17 protein-coding genes and 1 pseudogene are annotated in these 15,795 nt (G+C 58.3%); 12 read left to right on the forward strand and 6 right to left on the reverse strand.

Features of this window, described 5'->3' with window-relative positions:
* The 3 genes and pseudogenes from CUC53_RS17025 to CUC53_RS17035 form a co-directional block, all read right to left on the reverse strand.
* Window positions 1–263, reverse strand: a pseudogene (locus CUC53_RS17025) (hypothetical protein); the annotation flags it as partial.
* Between the two features lie 14 nt (window positions 264–277).
* Window positions 278–910 carry an aminodeoxychorismate/anthranilate synthase component II gene (locus tag CUC53_RS17030; protein ID WP_100295227.1) on the reverse strand — a complete coding sequence of 211 codons (633 nt, stop codon included), beginning with the start codon at window positions 908–910 and terminating at the stop codon, window positions 278–280.
* Window positions 907–2,556: an anthranilate synthase component 1 gene (locus CUC53_RS17035; protein WP_100295243.1), complete on the reverse strand. Its 1,650-nt coding sequence runs from the start codon at window positions 2,554–2,556 to the stop codon at window positions 907–909. Before CUC53_RS17035 ends, CUC53_RS17030 begins: the two co-directional genes overlap by 4 nt.
* 439 nt (window positions 2,557–2,995) lie before the next feature.
* Here CUC53_RS17035 and rnm point away from each other — a divergent pair, with 439 nt between their 5' ends.
* The 7 genes from rnm to CUC53_RS17075 all read left to right on the forward strand — a co-directional run bounded on the left by rnm (window position 2,996) and on the right by CUC53_RS17075 (window position 9,268).
* Entirely contained in the window at window positions 2,996–3,877 is an 882-nt protein-coding gene (rnm, locus tag CUC53_RS17040) for an RNase RNM (protein WP_100295228.1), read from the forward strand.
* Window positions 3,878–3,982: 105 nt separating this feature from the next.
* Window positions 3,983–4,603, forward strand: a complete 621-nt coding sequence (locus tag CUC53_RS17045; RefSeq protein ID WP_100295229.1) for an L-threonylcarbamoyladenylate synthase — start codon at window positions 3,983–3,985, stop codon at window positions 4,601–4,603.
* A gap of 16 nt (window positions 4,604–4,619) precedes the next feature.
* On the forward strand, window positions 4,620–5,465 hold the full coding sequence (locus CUC53_RS17050) for a segregation and condensation protein A (RefSeq protein WP_236757960.1): 846 nt from the start codon (window positions 4,620–4,622) through the stop codon (window positions 5,463–5,465).
* Entirely contained in the window at window positions 5,449–6,024 is a 576-nt protein-coding gene (gene scpB / locus CUC53_RS17055) for an SMC-Scp complex subunit ScpB (protein WP_100295231.1), read from the forward strand. The genes CUC53_RS17050 and scpB overlap by 17 nt, the downstream gene beginning before the upstream one ends.
* A 133-nt stretch (window positions 6,025–6,157) precedes the next feature.
* Window positions 6,158–7,081, forward strand: coding sequence for a 23S rRNA pseudouridine(2605) synthase RluB (rluB, locus tag CUC53_RS17060; protein WP_100295232.1), 924 nt, complete (start codon window positions 6,158–6,160; stop codon window positions 7,079–7,081).
* Window positions 7,082–7,871: 790 nt separating this feature from the next.
* Window positions 7,872–8,795, forward strand: coding sequence for an SPFH domain-containing protein (locus CUC53_RS17070; protein WP_100295234.1), 924 nt, complete (start codon window positions 7,872–7,874; stop codon window positions 8,793–8,795).
* Entirely contained in the window at window positions 8,792–9,268 is a 477-nt protein-coding gene (locus CUC53_RS17075) for an NfeD family protein (RefSeq protein ID WP_100295235.1), read from the forward strand. Before CUC53_RS17070 ends, CUC53_RS17075 begins: the two co-directional genes overlap by 4 nt.
* Window positions 9,269–9,357: 89 nt before the next feature.
* On the opposite strand, the gene CUC53_RS17080 is transcribed toward CUC53_RS17075, so the two are convergent.
* Window positions 9,358–10,197 (reverse strand): isopenicillin N synthase family dioxygenase, encoded by an 840-nt coding sequence (locus tag CUC53_RS17080; protein WP_100295236.1) that lies wholly within the window; start codon window positions 10,195–10,197, stop codon window positions 9,358–9,360.
* A 200-nt stretch (window positions 10,198–10,397) separates the two neighbouring features.
* Here CUC53_RS17080 and CUC53_RS17085 point away from each other — a divergent pair, with 200 nt between their 5' ends.
* Window positions 10,398–10,961, forward strand: a complete 564-nt coding sequence (locus tag CUC53_RS17085; RefSeq protein WP_100295237.1) for a DUF2799 domain-containing protein — start codon at window positions 10,398–10,400, stop codon at window positions 10,959–10,961.
* Window positions 10,962–10,992: 31 nt separating this feature from the next.
* Here CUC53_RS17085 and CUC53_RS17090 read toward each other — a convergent pair whose 3' ends face one another.
* Both CUC53_RS17090 and CUC53_RS17095 read right to left on the reverse strand, forming a co-directional pair.
* Window positions 10,993–11,814: a Cof-type HAD-IIB family hydrolase gene (locus tag CUC53_RS17090; protein WP_100295238.1), complete on the reverse strand. Its 822-nt coding sequence runs from the start codon at window positions 11,812–11,814 to the stop codon at window positions 10,993–10,995.
* A 109-nt stretch (window positions 11,815–11,923) separates the two neighbouring features.
* Window positions 11,924–13,138 carry an MFS transporter gene (locus CUC53_RS17095; protein ID WP_100295239.1) on the reverse strand — a complete coding sequence of 405 codons (1,215 nt, stop codon included), beginning with the start codon at window positions 13,136–13,138 and terminating at the stop codon, window positions 11,924–11,926.
* Between the two features lie 106 nt (window positions 13,139–13,244).
* Between CUC53_RS17095 and CUC53_RS17100 the strand changes: the two genes are divergently transcribed.
* The 4 genes from CUC53_RS17100 to CUC53_RS17115 all read left to right on the forward strand — a co-directional run.
* On the forward strand, window positions 13,245–13,868 hold the full coding sequence (locus CUC53_RS17100; protein WP_100295240.1) for a helix-turn-helix transcriptional regulator: 624 nt from the start codon (window positions 13,245–13,247) through the stop codon (window positions 13,866–13,868).
* Window positions 13,869–14,179: 311 nt separating this feature from the next.
* Window positions 14,180–14,656 (forward strand): Lrp/AsnC family transcriptional regulator, encoded by a 477-nt coding sequence (locus tag CUC53_RS17105; RefSeq protein WP_100295241.1) that lies wholly within the window; start codon window positions 14,180–14,182, stop codon window positions 14,654–14,656.
* 79 nt (window positions 14,657–14,735) lie between these two features.
* Complete coding sequence (locus CUC53_RS17110; RefSeq protein ID WP_100295242.1) at window positions 14,736–15,176, forward strand: nucleotide triphosphate diphosphatase NUDT15; 441 nt, start codon at window positions 14,736–14,738, stop codon at window positions 15,174–15,176.
* A 48-nt stretch (window positions 15,177–15,224) separates the two neighbouring features.
* Window positions 15,225–15,795, forward strand: a 571-nt coding sequence (locus CUC53_RS17115) for a chromate transporter (protein WP_167386790.1), incomplete at its 3' end; no start/stop codon positions are given.

The following is a 15,795-nucleotide window of genomic DNA, read 5'->3' on the forward strand; positions in this document are numbered from 1 at the left end:
AGACCCCGGACGAAATCGCCGGCGCCGCCGAAGCGCTGCTGGCACAAGCCCGCGCCTTCCCGCGCCCAGATTACGAGTTCTGCGACATCGTCGGCACTGGGGGCGATTTCCTCCGGGGTCTCGCCCTTGATCTTGAGGGCGGTCAGCAGGCTGGCGAGCACGATGGGATCCACCTCGCCGCGTACCACTTGGCCAAAGGCGTCGCGGGCGCTATCACGGCTCAGAGAGTGACCCTGATAGAGGGTGTTGAGATGTTGATACATGGAGTCTCCTTACCTTAATGCGCGCCCGCGGTTGAAAAAATGCTATCAGGCCGGGTGATGTGGGCGAGCGCCTGAGTCAGCAAACGGGCCCCTTCCGAGGTCATGATCGATTCGGGGTGGAACTGGAAGCCCAGCACCCGATCGGCTTGCTGCTCGATGGCCATGGTCATGCCTTGATAGTGGGCAATTACCGTCAGCTCTTGCGGCACATAAGTGGCGACCAGCGAGTGGTAGCGGGCCACCGGCAGCGGGCTCGGCAGGCCAGCGAAGGCGCCGTGGCCGTTGTGCTCAATCAGGGAGCGCTTGCCGTGGACGATCTCCCCTGCCGCACCGACGGTGCCGCCGTAGGCTTCGCACAGAGCCTGATGACCGAGGCAGATGCCAAGGATCGGCACCTGACCTCGGGCCAGCTTAATCAGGTCAATCAGGCAACCCGCTTCATGGGGGGCGCCCGGCCCCGGCGAGAGTACCAGCACCGCATCCCCTTCGCAGGCGGCGATTTCGCTCATGATCCGGCTCGCGGGCAGGCTGTTGCGGTAGATCCGCACCGGATAGCCGAGGGCGCGGAACTGGTCGACAAGGTTGTAGGTAAATGAATCGAAGTTATCGAGCAGGAAGATATTAGTGGCGGTTGATCCGGTACTCATTGGCTCACGTCCTTATGTTGCTCCTGCTGGGCGCAGAGGGCTTGCAGGGAGGTGCCATGGCTGGCGGCGATGGCGGCCAGCACGGCGGCCGCCTTGGCGCGGGTTTCATCCGCTTCGGCTTGCGGTTTGGAGTCATAGACCACCCCAGCACCGGCCTGCACATGGGCTACGCCCTCTTTGACAAAGGCCGAGCGAATGACGATGCAGGTATCCATCTCGCCCGCCCCATTGAGGTAGCCAACGGCGCCGCCGTAGCTGCCACGGCGCTTGCCTTCCACCATGCGAATAAGCTCGCTGGCGCGGATCTTGGGGGCGCCGGTGAGGGTGCCCATGTTCATACAGGCTTGATAGGCGTGCAGGGCGTCAAGATCGGCGCGCAAGGTGCCGACCACCTTGGAGACCAGGTGCATCACGTGGCTGTAGCGATCCACTTTCAGCAGCTCCTTGACGTAGCGGGTGCCGGGCTCGGAGATGCGGGCGATGTCGTTACGACCCAGATCCACCAGCATCAGGTGCTCGGCCACCTCTTTTTCGTCTTGGCGCAGCTCTAGCTCGATGCGGCCATCGAGATCCCGATTGATGCTGCCATCGGGGTTGAGGCCACGGCGGCGGGTGCCCGCGATGGGGTACATCTCCACATCCCGGCTATCGGCACAGAATTTCACCGCGCTCTCCGGCGAGGCGCCAAACAGGGTAAAACCCTCATCTTGCACATAGAACATGTAGGGACTGGGATTGGTCTGCTTGAGGCGGCGATAAGCCGCAATGGGGCTCGGGCAGGGCAGCGAGAAGCAGCGGGACGGTACTACTTGGAAGATGTCGCCACGGCGAATAAAGCCCTTGAGCTTCTCCACTTCGGCGCAGAACTGCTTGTCACTTTGATCAACCTGTAGGCCGCCCGTTAACGCTGGCGGGGTGGCGGTGGGTTGCAACGGCTGTTGGCACACCTGTTTAAAGTGGGCAAGGCGTTCGCTCAATCGGGTGTAGCGTCTCTCTTGCTGGCCCTTGTCGCTGTCGCCGCCAAAGAGACAGGCCAGCAATGCAGTAGAGCGGGCAATGTGATCGATGGTGATCAGGGTCTCGGCCACGTAGAAGCAGTAGTCTGGGCAGCTGTTGCTCCCTTCCGGCACCTCGGGCAGATCTTCAACCGAGGCGATCAGGTCATAGGCGAAGCTGCCCGCCATGAAAAGGGCCTCGCTGTTCGCGCTAGCGTCAAGAGAGCCGAGCTGGCAAGCGAGCTCCCGCTGCAGGGTACGCAGCACGTCCAGCACGCTGATCCCTTTGAGGCGGCTATCTTCGTCTTGCTCCCGATCGGCGGCGGGAAAGTCGAGCTGCAGCTCGCCATCTACCAGCGAGCGGGCCACCACGGCAGGAAGGCGCTCGGTCAGCAGGCGCTGCAAGTGGACGCCGTTGTCATTGAGGCTGCGTACTCGCACGGTGCGACCACGGCACTCGATACGCAGGCAGGCATCGACCAGCAGCAGGCTTTGCTTACCCGCCTTGGAGTCGATTTCGACCGATTCCAGCAGCAGGGTATTGCTGCGGCCTTCGCAGAGTTGGCTATAAAGGGCAAGTGGATCAGCCACATAAGGGGCGTTGAGTCGAAGGGTGTCAAATTCACCCAAAGAGAGATGGCTCGTATTAATGGTCATAGTTCGCTCACTATCATGTGCTGTTGGCTACCGATATTCATGACTTGAAATCCTTAAAAATGAAGTAGATCTGATCGCATTAGCGCCGTTGCCATCGCCAAGTCAGCGTTCTTATTTGAATTCTCGGTTTCATCACAGGTCCATTTGCCAGATAATAAAAAGCCCGCTGGGGTCAGCGGGCTTTTTCTTTGGTTCTTGATTTGCTGCCAGTTGAACAGGTACAGCAACGACCACACGCCCGCATGTCAGGGAGTGTGCCACCACCAGATGGTCAGGATGGATGTCGTTTGCATGATGATGTCCTGTCTAAATCGACGAGCAGTTAAAGTGCCTACAGAAAACGATAAAGCCGCGGCCAAGTCAAGTTGCTTTTAGCCTTCTTTCTACCGCCCGATGACCCATGGTGGCCTAACGACAAGAGCGACATGCCTAGATGAGATTCGATTTGCACTGCCACACCACCGCCTCTGACGGCGTGTTAAGTCCCACCGAGTTGGTACGCAGAGCGGGGGCACAACAGGTTGATGTGTTAGCCGTCACGGACCACGATACCTTGGCTGGGCTTGATGAGCTGCGCCAAACCATCGCCGCCGAGCAGCTGCCCGTGCACCTTGTGAGCGGCGTTGAGATCTCCACTGGCTGGGAGCATCACGAGATCCATATCGTGGCGCTCGGGGTGGATGAAAAAAATTTGCAGCTGGTGGCGTTTTTGGCCGGTCAGCGCGACCGTCGTGAAAGGCGGGCACAAGAAATAGGGCGTCGTCTGGAGAAGTGCCTGATCCCCGGCACTTATGAAGAGGCTAAGGCATTGGCCGGTGACGCCGCGGTGACTCGGGCCCACTTTGCCCGGGTGTTGGTGGCGCGCGGGGTGGCCGACAACATGGCAAAAGTCTTCAAAAAGTACCTCAGTCGCGGTAACAAAGGTTATGTGCCGGCCGAGTGGCCCGACATGCGCGAAGCCATCACGGTCATTCATGCCGCAGGCGGGCTGGCGGTGCTGGCCCACCCCAGCCGTTACGATCTCACTGCTAAGTGGATCAAGCGGCTGCTGGTGGCCTTCAAGGCGGCCGGTGGCGATGCCATGGAGGTGTCACTGCCGCAGCAAAGCCCGCAGGAGCGAGCTAATCTCGGCCAGTGGGCCAAGGATCACGATCTCGCTATTTCGGTAGGATCAGATTTTCACTTTCCCTCCAGCTGGACCGAGCTGGGTCGCCACCTTTGGCTGCCCAAAGAGGGGATGCCCGTCTGGTTAGCCTATCCCGATCACTTCGGGCTGACTGCTGAGCAGCACGCCGAGTTGCTGGCGAGCCGGTAACGATCACGGTGCGTGGCAGTCAAACAGGGTAAGGTAGCGGGATGGATTGGCAATCCATGACCATCAAGCGGGCAGGCATGGCTGCCCCTATTGCGAGAACACGTTATGAGTCAGCATTTTTACGTACACCCAGATAACCCGCAGGCGCGGTTGATCAACCAAGCGGTGCAGATCATCCAGAGCGGCGGCGTGATCGTCTATCCCACCGATTCGGGTTATGCCCTAGGTTGCCAGATGGGCGACAAAGGGGCGCTGGAGCGGATCTGCCGGATCCGACGGATTGATCCTAACCACGACTTCACCTTGGTGTGCCGCGATCTCTCCGAGATTGCCACCTATGCCAAGGTCGATAACAGTGCGTTTCGCCTGATCAAACACAACACCCCGGGCGCTTATACCTTTATCTTCAAGGCGACCAAAGAGGTGCCACGGCGCCTGATGAACGAAAAGAAGAAAACCATTGGTATCCGAGTGCCGGACAACAAGATTGCTCAGGCGCTCTTGGAGGCCCTTGGTGAGCCGCTGCTCTCCACCACATTGATCCTGCCGGACTCTGAGATGGCCGAGTTCGATCCAGAAGAGATTTTTGACAAACTGGGCAAGCAGCTCGACTTGGTGGTCAACGGTGGGTATCTGGGCGAACAGCCGACCACGGTGGTGGATTTCTCTGACGATGATCCTGTGGTGCGCCGTCGCGGTGCCGGAGACCCGACCCCGTTTGAGTGAGACCGTCGATCCGGTGATGGCTACCCTTGGCGATAACGGGGCAGGCACGCCACCGCCCATCGCCAAAGTATTGGGGCAGCCCTATCACGAGCTGCCCCAAGATCTGTTCATCCCACCCGATGCGCTGGAGGTGTTTCTCGATACCTTCGAGGGGCCGCTCGATCTGCTGCTTTATCTCATCCGCCGTCAGCAGCTCGACATCCTCAACTTGCCGATCCTGCAGATCACCGCCCAGTACATGGAGTATGTGGAGCTGATGCAGGGGCTTAATCTGGAGCTTGCTGCCGAATACTTGCTGATGGCGGCTTGGCTGGCCGAGATAAAATCCCGCCTGCTGCTGCCCAAGGCGCCGGAGCTGGAGGACGAGGAGGAGGGGGAGGATCCCCGCGTGACCCTGATCCGCCGCCTGCAAGAGTATGAGCGCTACAAGGTCGGCGCTGAGCGGGTCAACGGGCTGCCACGGGTGGAGCGGGAGATCTTCCTCGCCTCTGCCCTGCCGCCCGATTTTGGCGATCTCAAGCCACTCTCACCCGATGTGTCACTGGTTGAGCTCGCCCTTTATATGCAAAGTGTGGTAAAACGCGCGACTCATTTTGAACATCACCAGATCCGCCGCGAGCAGATCCCGACTCGGGTCAGGATGGCGGAGATCCTGGCCATGCTCACGTTGGGACAGACCCTGCGCCTTGAGCAGGTACTGCACGCAGAAGAGGGACGTATGGGGGTGCTGGTCACCTTTCTCGCCCTGCTGGAACTGTGCAAAGAGCAGTTGATATGGGTCCTGCAGGCTGAGCCCCTCGGTCCCATTTATTTCGCGTTAGCCAGCACCGAGCAGGAGGAGCACCTTGGCGTTGCCCACTGAACGACTCAAGACCCTGATCGAAGCGGCGCTGTTTGTGGCTGGTCGTCCGCTTAACGTCAGTGAGTTGAAAAGCAGTGTGCTGGCCGATTATCCGGTCACTGCCCGTTATGTGCAGCTGCTGCTGGCGGAGCTCAAACAGGATTACCGCGAGCGGGGCGTCGAGCTCACCGAGGTCGCCTCCGGCTGGCGCTTTCAGGCGCGTCAGGAGTACGCCGAAGAGCTGTCGCGGTTGTGGAGCGAGCGGGCGCCCCGCTATTCACGTGCGGTGCTGGAGACGCTGACCCTGATTGCGTATCGCCAACCCATCACCCGAGCTGAGATCGAGGCGATCCGTGGGGTGGCGGTATCGAGCCAGATAGTGAATACCTTAAAAGATCGTGGTTGGGTGCGCAGCATCGGCCACAAAGAGGTGGTGGGGCGGCCTGAGCTGCTCGCCACCACCAGAGCGTTTCTGGATTACTTTAATCTGCAGAGTCTGGCGCAGCTCCCAGAGCTTGATCCCGATCTGCAATCCCCGTTGTCCGCGATGATGCAGGATGACGGCAGCAATCGTCAGTAAATGGCAGCGAGTGCCAATGGATTAGGTTGTTAAGTTAGTTAGCAATGGCGGCCGCGCTGATGTCGCTTGCCATCATTACCCCCGTTGTCCTGCATTTTACTTGCGGGCAGCGATCAACAATCAGGTAACCCCGATGAGTGAAAAACTGCAAAAAGTGTTGGCCCGCGCGGGTCACGGCTCCCGTCGTGAGATGGAGGCCCTGATCACCGCAGGTCGGGTCAGTGTGGATGGCAAGGTCGCCACGCTGGGGGATCGCGTCGAAGTGAACGCCGTGATCCGAGTGGATGGTCACCAGATCAAGACCCGTGCCGCGGAAGAGGTCATCTGCCGTGTCCTGGCTTACCACAAGCCGGAAGGGGAGATGTGTACCCGCAATGATCCAGAAGGCCGCCCCACTGTGTTTGATCGTCTGCCCAAGATGGAAGGGGCCCGCTGGATTGCGGTTGGTCGCCTCGACGTCAACACCTCTGGGTTGTTGCTGTTCACCACCGATGGCGAGCTGGCCAATCGGTTGATGCACCCAAGCCATGAAGTGGAGCGGGAGTACGCGGTGCGGGTGTTTGGCGAGATCAACGAAGCCATGCTGCAGCGCCTGCGCAAAGGGGTGCAATTGGAAGATGGCATGGCCAAGTTCACCAAGATCAAACCGGCTGGCGGTGAGGGGCTGAACCAGTGGTTCAACGTCACCCTGACCGAAGGTCGTAACCGCGAAGTGCGCCGCCTGTGGGAGTCGCAGGAGGTGCAAGTCAGCCGCCTGATGCGGATCCGCTATGGCGATGTGACGTTAGATCGTGGTATCCCGCGTGGTGGCTGGCAGGAGCTGAAATTGCCTGAGGTGAACTACCTGCGTGGTCTGGTCAATCTGCCTAACGAAACCGAGTCCAAGGTCGATCTGCAGCAAGATGGTAAAACCAGTCGCCACAAGCAGGCCGCCCAGATCCGTCGTGCCGTTAAGCGTCACAAGGAGCTACAAGGCAAGGAGCCACGTGCTCGTGCCACCACTGCCCGTCGCAAGCCACAAGCCTCGACCCGCAACTCAGGTAGCGGTAGCAAATAACCCGGGTAATTCTCAGCCTGTTGACCCGTGATGGCACCTTACTATCACGATCATCAAGGGCCCGCCCTGTGAGGGGCGGGCCCTTTTTTAACCGTTATATTGAGCCATGGGGTGGGATAAGGTTGGGGTTTGTTTGGAGTTCAACCCGCAGGCCACCTGTCATGATATGATCAGCCACGGCGCAGCTTGTCCTGCTGGTGGGTTGGTACTATTTGGCCAAGCTTGCTGGGCGGCTCATCAATGGCAGGACAATAAAAAAAACCCCAAACTTTACCCACTGTTTATTTGGGTCAAATTTGGGGTCGAGTGTTAGACTCGTCCGTTCAATATAAATATTATCTGCGTGGTTATCTGCACGTGTCACACTGTGTTGCCATTCATTATTTATTTAATCGTTTTATTTTATTGTTATGGGCAATCACGTATGAATACTCATATATTGCTGGCTCACGCCAAATATGAGGTTTTATTTTTATATTTTTTATATTTTTATTGGTATTTATACGCCAGCAAATACTCCATTTACTCAGCGAAAAATGAAGAAATCCATTTCGACATCGGCTGGCTGTAACACCGCCAGACAAAAAGTCGGATTATGGTTACACCTCAGTAGCTGTGATGATTCATCCTTGAATATGAGCATTATTCCATCACTGAATGCGCATGTATGTAGGGAAATTCTTAACTTTATTAATTTCGTGCCAGCGCAGGATGGTTATATCTTTCGTCCCGCTGGCTTTTGCATGACTCGCCAGATAGAGTCTGTTCATATTCATATAAGGAGCAGAGCATGAATGAGCCGTTGATTGTATTAGGCATTTTCGTATTTTTGGTCATCGCAACCCTGAGTGCGGGCATCAAAATAGTGCCGCAAGGCTACAACTGGACGGTGGAGCGCTTCGGCCGCTACACCCGCACCTTGACCCCGGGTCTTAACCTGTTGATCCCCTACGTGGATCGGGTCGGCCACAAGATCATCATGATGGAGCAGGTGCTGGATATCCCGGCACAAGAGGTGATCTCTCGCGATAACGCCAACGTCACCATCGACGCCATCAGCTTCGTGCAGGTGGTGGATGCCCGCAAAGCGGGCTACGAGGTCAACGATCTCACCAGCGCTATTCGCAATCTCACCATGACCAACATGCGGACCGTGCTCGGCGCCATGGAGCTGGACGAGATGCTCTCCCAGCGCGACACCATCAACGAGAAGCTGCTGCGCACCATGGATGCCGCCACCGCCCCTTGGGGCATCAAGGTAACCCGTATCGAGATTAAAGATGTGCGCCCGCCGCTGGCTCTGGTCGAAGCGATGAATGCCCAGATGAAGGCCGAGCGCCAGAAACGGGCCGAGGTACTGGAGGCCGAAGGGGTCCGCCAGTCCAAGATCCTCAAAGCCGAGGGGGAAAAGCAGTCCCAGATCCTCAAGGCTGAAGGTGAACGTCAGGCTGCCTTCCTTGCTGCCGAAGCACGGGAGCGGGCGGCTGAGGCAGAAGCCAAGGCGACCCACATGGTCTCTAAAGCTATCGCCGAGGGGGATATGCAGGCCATCAACTACTTCGTTGCCCAAAAGTACACCGAGGCGCTGGCCCGCATCGGTGAAGGCCCCAACAGCAAGATCATCATGATGCCACTGGAAGCGGGCAGCCTGATTGGTTCGGTGGCCGGCATGGCTGAGCTGTTTAACAAAGATGGCAAGGGCAGTAAGTCATGACAGCCCTGTTCGAGGGGCTGACCCACTGGCACTGGCTAGGGCTCGGCTTTATTTTGCTGGCCATTGAGGTGCTGGGGTCGGTGGGCTTCCTGCTCTGGACCGGCATCGCCGCGCTGGAGGTCGGACTCCTGCTGCTGGTCTGGCCCTTTGGCTGGCAGGCGCAACTGCTGCTGTTTGCGCTGCAATCCCTGTTCACTACTTGGGTCTGGTGGCGCTGGCAGCATCGCCAAGATCGCTCTGGGCAGGATGCGGCGGCCCCGATCAACGAGCGGATGCAGGGTTATCTCGGCCGCGAGTTGACCTTGCTGGATGAGGTAGCCCAAGGAATGAGCCGAGTCCATTTGGATGACACCGTCTGGACAGTCCGCTGCAATCAATCTTTAGCGGCAGGCTGTCAGGTCAAAGTCATCGGTTATGACTCTCATATTCTGTTAGTTGAAGCGCTGCCCTCGTCTTGCGAGCCATCCAGTTAGCGGGCACACCCGCACGAGCCCCTGCTATATGAACCCCACTGGCGCGATTAGGCACCCGTGGGGTTCATCGCGTTTGGCCTAGGCGGCTCTTAGATCACGCCTAGCTCACGCAAGCGTTCCAGCAAATAGCTGTCAGCTGTGTGGCGCTCAGACAACACCACCTCAGGTCGCGGGTGGAGAAACAGCGGCAACGAGATCCGTGACTTGGCTGCACTGCCCCCAGTCGGGTTGATAACGCGGTGGGTGGTGGAGGGATAGTAGCCGTGGGACGCCTCCTGCAGCATGTCGCCGATATTGATAATGAGGGTGCCAAAGTCGCACGGCACATCCATCCACTCACCATCGGCACCTTTGACCTGTAGCCCGGGTTCGTTAGCGGCAGGCAGCAGGGTCAACAGGTTGATATCTTCATGAGCGGCCGCGCGGATGGCTCCGGGCTCTTCGGTACCGTCAAACGGTGGGTAGTGCAGCACCCGCAGCAACGTCTTCTGGCTTGCATCGATCATCGAGGAGAGGGGGCAGCTGTAGTGGCCAGCAATGTCGCTGGGGGTATGTTGCTCGACCCAGCCCAGCAGCTCGGCAGCGAGGTCATTGGCTAACCGGTAGTACTCCATCGCTTGGGCTTTCAGCTCTTCCGGCATCTGGCCCCAAGGGTAGATATGGAAGTACTCCTTAAGGTCTTTTTGAGTGTGCCCTTTGGCGACTTCAGAAACAGAGGGTGGGAAATAGCCATCTTGGGTTTCACGGTTAAACAGAAAATCCTGTTTCTGCTCGCTCATGAAGAAGCGATACCAGTTGTCGTAGATGGACTGCACCAGCTCTTTCGGGATGGGGTGGTTGGTTAACACTCCAAAGCCGGTTGTACGCAGAGATTCGGTGAAGCGTTGGGCTGCATCAGGGGCGCGGTAATCGACGGTCAAGACGTTCATCTGTTGTTACGTGCTAGTTAAAAGAGGCCGCAGTTTACCTTGCCGATGCAACCAAAGAAAGTTGCACTCGGCCAGCAAACAAGCGCCTATTACTCCCGTTGATGACCTCATTCTGGCGAGCCTGATTGTCCTTGTTGCGCCCGCGCATACTCACTAAAATGCCGCCATGACCCCACCCGCCTCGGTGTAGGAGCCCCTACATGGTTGCCAAATCACTATTACTCATCCTGCCGCTCATCCTGACGGGCTGCAGTGCCCTATCAGAGAACGAGTGTCGCACCATCAGCTGGTACAACTTGGGCTATCAAGATGGAGAGCAAGGCAAGAGTGAGCAAGCGGCCCGCGCTTATGTATCAGCATGTGGTGACTATGGGCTGCCCGTCGACGAAGCCGAATGGTTGCGCGGTTATCACAAGGGGTTGACCCTCTACTGTCTGCCTGAACTGGCTTACAGCAAAGGTAAGGCGGGGCAGCTGTATCGTGGGGTCTGTCCTAACGACGCGAGCTTTCTAAGCCACTATCAGCGGGGCTATCAGGAGTACCAACTCGCCGCGCGCTTGCGCGAAATCAGCGATGAGCTGATCCAAACCGAACACCATATCGAGCGCCTTGAGCAGCAGATCCGCAGTGAACCGGACGAGGAGCAGCGCCGCTATTATCGGGCCCAACGCTATCGGGCGATTCGCTACTATGAGTCCCTGCGCAACGACTATGAACAGCTGCGCTTCCCGCCACGGGTGTTCCAATTCTCATTCGGCAGTTGAAGTAACCTAGCTGGCTGAGCCCAGTGGTAATTCAAGCGGAGAGCACCCAACGTTGCAGTGCCAGCGCGATGCCATCCTCGTTATGGTCTGCTGTCACCTGCTGGGCATAGGCGCGCACTTGGGATGCCGCATTGCCCATCGCCACTGCCAGCCCCACCTGCTCGAACATACTGATGTCGTTATTGTTGTCACCAAACGCCACAATATCGGCCATCGCAATGCCTTGGCTGGCCGCCCACTGGGCGAGGCGGTTACCCTTGCTGCAACCTGGTTGCACCAGCTCCACCGCGTATGGGGTGGCCCAATCACAGGTCAAGGGCAGTGGCTCCACCACCTGTGCCATGAAGTGATGTAAGTGGGCGGGATCTGGGTGGAACAGTTCCAGTTTCCAGATTGGCTGCTGTAGCCAGCTGGCCACATCGTCTGCGGGCAACAGGGTAATGGTGAGATGATCTGGCAGGGTCGCCGACCAATTGCGCATCCGAGCCACATGCTCCTCACAGCTCAGATAACCGATCCCATCGCTGAGGTGAAAGAGGGCGCCCATCTGCTGCGCCTTAATCTGAGTCAGCAGCGTGGTCAAGGGGGCGAGAGCCAAGGGTTGCCCGGTGAGTATCTGATGCTGGCCCGGATCATAGAGGTAGGCGCCATTACTGCAGATGATCGGGGTATCGAGGGCCAGCTCGTGGTGGAACGGGCGGGCCGTCATATAGTGGCGGCCAGTGGCCAACAGCACCTTAATGCCAGCCGCGCGAGCTTGTGCCAGTGCCGCACGGGTAGCGGCCGAAATCTGATGATCCCGAGTCAACAAGGTGCCATCCATATCAAGTGCGATGGCTTGGTACTTACTCATAGCGTCTCCAACGTCAAACAAATCAGCCAGTCTCTTACCGTCCCAGACCCAGCTTATTGATGCAAGTCTTGCCCGATACTTGAGCGCCGAACTGTGATCCCTTCGTGGCTCACGCGCATCGGGTCAGCTGTTGGCGGCGCAACAAATAGAAACCGGCGGTACTGGCAAGGGCGCACAGGGTGGCAAGATAGAAGGGCCACTCAGCCCCCGCCAGTAGTACCAAACTGCCGAGCAGCACCGCCAAGATCTCACTACCCACCGCAAGGGCACGGTAGAGCCCCATTGCTTGCCCCTGCCGCTCAACGTGGCTGCGGTTGGAGATTGCCACCGAGGTGGCCAGCTCTCCCAAACTCATACCGATGCCAGCCGGGATAAAGGTCAGTGCCAGCCCCCACCACTGACTGGGCAGGATAAACAGCAGTATGCCGCTCGCCATCATCAGATGACCGACGATCCCAAGGGAGCTACCGCGCCAGTGATTGGCGAGGCGAGCGCCAAGCCAAGAGCCCGCCATCATCGGCAGGCTCACCAGCACCGCCGCCTGTGCCAGCTGGGCTGGGTTCCACGCTAGCCGATCTACGAGCCAGATATTGAAGTAGGTGAAATAGAGCTGTACCGCGGCGTAACTGGCGAGGGTGAGTACGAAGTAGGGGCGCAGCGTCGGTTGCAACAACAGCTGGCGGCTGGAGAGGGTCGCTGCCTGACCGGTGGCGGCCACTGGCGGGCGATGGGGGATCAGCCAGTACACTAGCAGCAGATTGAGCAACGTCACCATGACCGCCAGCCAAGCGGCCTGACTGTCATCTCCCGAAAGCACTGCGGCGTAGCCCCCCAGCATCGGCCCCACCACCCAGCCCAGATTCATCCCGATGTTGACCCAGGCGAAGCGGCGGACCTTATGCTCCTTGCCCGCGAGATCCGCCGCCATCGCCTGTACGATGGCGATATTGCCGTTGAACAATCCCTCAACTGCCCGACTCAGCAACAACAGGGGGAGGGATCGCCAAGCGATGCCGAGTGCCATCATGGCGTAGCCCACCAGCACGCCGCTCAGGCAGAACATCAAGACCGGTTTGCGGCCATAGCGATCCGAGCAGCGCCCTAGCCAAGGGCTCCCCACCAGCTGGAACAGCGGATAGAGCCCCATGATGACCCCCAGCCACACCTTGCGGCTCCAGTCAGAGGCTTCCGGCGTCAGCATGCCGTTAGCCGGGTCTAACAGCAAAGGGGCTAATACCGGTGAAGGCAGGCTAAAGCCCGCGACCGCCAGTGTGACCGTGATGACCAGTACCCAGAGGGGGTTGTTGTGCCCATGCTTCGCCATGTTGCGCCTATTAAATAAATTAATTAGTTTATTTATGCTGCTTCATACACCCAATTAAGTAAAGTTAATTATTGAATTAATAAAAGGCGATCCCCATAATGACACCATGAACGCAAGTACCGACAAGATCCTGTTTCTGCTCAAGAGCCATGGCCCACAGAGCGCTGCCGCGCTGGGAGAGCAGTTGCAGATGACATCCATGGGCGCCCGTCAGCACCTGCTCACCCTAGAGCAAGAGGGCTGGATCACATTCAGCGATGAGGTGCGTGGGCGCGGTCGTCCGTTGCGGCTGTGGCAGCTCACCGAGCAGGCTTGGCAGCGCTTCCCTGATAGTCATAGCGAGCTGACCGTGCAGCTTATCGACAACGTGCGCGAGCTGTTTGGCGAAGAGGGGATGGAGCGGCTGATCTTGCAGCGGGAGCAGCAGATGCTGGCTCGCTATGAGGCGGTGCTGGGGTCACTTGAACTCTCTGATCGATTGGCGGCCCTCAAGGTGCTGCGCAGCCGTGAAGGCTACATGGCTGAGACCCGCCGTGAAGAGAATGGCAGCTGGTTGCTGTGGGAGAGTCACTGCCCCATTTGTGCGGCGGCGCGTCGTTGCCGCGGTTTCTGTCGCAGCGAGTTGGCGCTGTTCCGCCAGCTGCTGGCGCCGGCGGCGGTAGAGCGGGAGCAATATCTGCTGGAAGGGGCACTCCGCTGCCTCTATCGCATCACGCCGCCCGCGCGCTGATGGCGCCAAACGGCCAAAAACAACAAAGCAGGCGCCGGGATGCCTGCTTTGTTGCCTTCGGGGAGGGGATGCTCTCGTTCCAGCCCGTCGATGCCTGATAAGGTTGGACGGCTGATGGTGCTGTTGACCCGGTAAGGTCCTTCACCACAACAACCCGATAAGGTTGCCGCTTTACCACCGGAAGATGGGACTATATTACCCCCGAGCGGGCGGTGAGTGGTTGCAAATTAGCATATCTTTTCCATTGTTTTTGCAATAATTCACCCTTAATCTAAGGAAAGTGAAACAATGATTGCGATAAGGAACGGATAATGCTGAAACTTGATCGAATAGACAGGCATATTCTGGAGTTAATGCAAGAAAATGGCCGCATCAGCAATCTTGAACTAGCCGAGCTGGTTGGCCTCTCCCCCTCTCCCTGCTCACGTCGGGTCAAAGCGTTAGAAGATGCAGGCCTTATCGACACCCACGTCACCCTGCTCAATGCCCGTCAGCTGGGGTTAACCCTCACTGCTTACATTCATATCTCGATGGACCGACACACCCCAGAGCGATTCGAGAATTTTGATCGGGCAGTTAAAACGCTCCCTGAAGTATTGGAGTGTGACCTGATCACTGGGAATGACGCCGACTACCAGCTCAAGGTGGTGGTGCGCGACATGGAGCACTACCAACATTTCTTGCTCGATAAACTGACCCATATTCCCGGGGTAACAGGGGTTCGCTCTAGCTTTGTGCTGCGCCGGATCAAACACAAGACCGCGCTGCCACTCAACCACTTAGGCTAGCGCTGCTACGCCAGTGGCCAGTGAAGGTATCCCGCCTTCGGCCCCACCTCAGCTAAGTAGGTTACCAAGGAATAATTGAATGAGTTCTCCTTATCCTCGGGTCGGTGTCGGCGTGATCCTAACCAATCCCCACGGCCAAGTGCTGCTTGGCAAGCGTAAGGGCAGTCACGCCCCTTATTGGTCGATTGCTGGTGGCCATCTGGAGTTGGGCGAAAGTTTCGAAGCTGCCGCTATCCGCGAAGTGGCCGAAGAGACCGGATTCGTCATCACTCATCCTCGCGTCATTGCCGTCACCAATAACCTTGAGACATGGCGTGAAAGCGGGCTGCACTCTATCTCGGTCACCTTACTGGCCGAGGTCGAGGGTGAACCACAGCTGCTGGAGCCGGAAAAATGCGAAGGGTGGATCTGGTGTGACCCCAAGGCGCCGCCGGAGCCCCATTTCGATGCCAGCCGCCAGTCCATCGCCTGCTGGCTGGCGGGGTGCTGTTATCTTGCCCCGACCCTCCCCGCAAACTAAACACCATCATCGGGCTCGGGTTAGGCGTTAGGAGGTCTCATGCAACAGATAGGACAGGTATTTATCCAATTTCTCTGGCTCGGCTGTATCAGCTTCGGCGGGCCCGCCGCTCACATCGGTTATTTTCAGCGTACCTTTGTCGCCCGTCTCGGCTGGCTCAGTCAGGCCGAATTTGCAGAGCGGCTAGCGCTGTGCCAACTGTTGCCAGGGCCCGCTTCTAGCCAGCTTGGCTTTGCCATCGGCCGCCACCGAGCAGGACTTGCTGGCGCCCTCGCGGCGTTTTTGGGCTTCACCCTGCCCTCGTTTCTGCTGCTGTTGCTTGCTGCGCTCGGGCTCCAGCCGCTGATGACCACGCTGTGGTTTACGGCCATCTTGCATGGTTTAAAGCTACTGGCCCTGATTGTCGTGGCGGATGCGCTGCTCACTATGAGTCGCCAGTTCTGTAAATCCGCCCTGCCGCAAGGGATCATGGTGATCACGGCGGCGGCGCTCTGGTGGCAACCCGGTCTCTTGACGCAGTTAACGATGCTGCTCGGTGCAGCGCTGCTCTCGGCCTACCACCGCTCGGCCCATTTCTCGGCGGTGCAGGTCGAGGCTGCGCCGCGAGGGGGTCAGCCAC

This window comes from Aeromonas cavernicola, from assembly GCF_002795305.1.
Taxonomy (GTDB): domain Bacteria; phylum Pseudomonadota; class Gammaproteobacteria; order Enterobacterales; family Aeromonadaceae; genus Aeromonas; species Aeromonas cavernicola.

Coding starts and splice junctions, on each gene's coding strand:
- CUC53_RS17030 (WP_100295227.1), bottom strand. CDS start 910: ATGAGTACCGGATCAACCGCCACTAATATCTTCCTGCTCGATAACTTC.
- rnm (WP_100295228.1), top strand. CDS start 2,996: ATGAGATTCGATTTGCACTGCCACACCACCGCCTCTGACGGCGTGTTA.
- CUC53_RS17045 (WP_100295229.1), top strand. CDS start 3,983: ATGAGTCAGCATTTTTACGTACACCCAGATAACCCGCAGGCGCGGTTG.
- CUC53_RS17050 (WP_236757960.1), top strand. CDS start 4,620: ATGGCTACCCTTGGCGATAACGGGGCAGGCACGCCACCGCCCATCGCC.
- rluB (WP_100295232.1), top strand. CDS start 6,158: ATGAGTGAAAAACTGCAAAAAGTGTTGGCCCGCGCGGGTCACGGCTCC.
- CUC53_RS17070 (WP_100295234.1), top strand. CDS start 7,872: ATGAATGAGCCGTTGATTGTATTAGGCATTTTCGTATTTTTGGTCATC.
- CUC53_RS17075 (WP_100295235.1), top strand. CDS start 8,792: ATGACAGCCCTGTTCGAGGGGCTGACCCACTGGCACTGGCTAGGGCTC.
- CUC53_RS17080 (WP_100295236.1), bottom strand. CDS start 10,197: ATGAACGTCTTGACCGTCGATTACCGCGCCCCTGATGCAGCCCAACGC.
- CUC53_RS17085 (WP_100295237.1), top strand. CDS start 10,398: ATGGTTGCCAAATCACTATTACTCATCCTGCCGCTCATCCTGACGGGC.
- CUC53_RS17090 (WP_100295238.1), bottom strand. CDS start 11,814: ATGAGTAAGTACCAAGCCATCGCACTTGATATGGATGGCACCTTGTTG.
- CUC53_RS17095 (WP_100295239.1), bottom strand. CDS start 13,138: ATGGCGAAGCATGGGCACAACAACCCCCTCTGGGTACTGGTCATCACG.
- CUC53_RS17100 (WP_100295240.1), top strand. CDS start 13,245: ATGAACGCAAGTACCGACAAGATCCTGTTTCTGCTCAAGAGCCATGGC.
- CUC53_RS17105 (WP_100295241.1), top strand. CDS start 14,180: ATGCTGAAACTTGATCGAATAGACAGGCATATTCTGGAGTTAATGCAA.
- CUC53_RS17110 (WP_100295242.1), top strand. CDS start 14,736: ATGAGTTCTCCTTATCCTCGGGTCGGTGTCGGCGTGATCCTAACCAAT.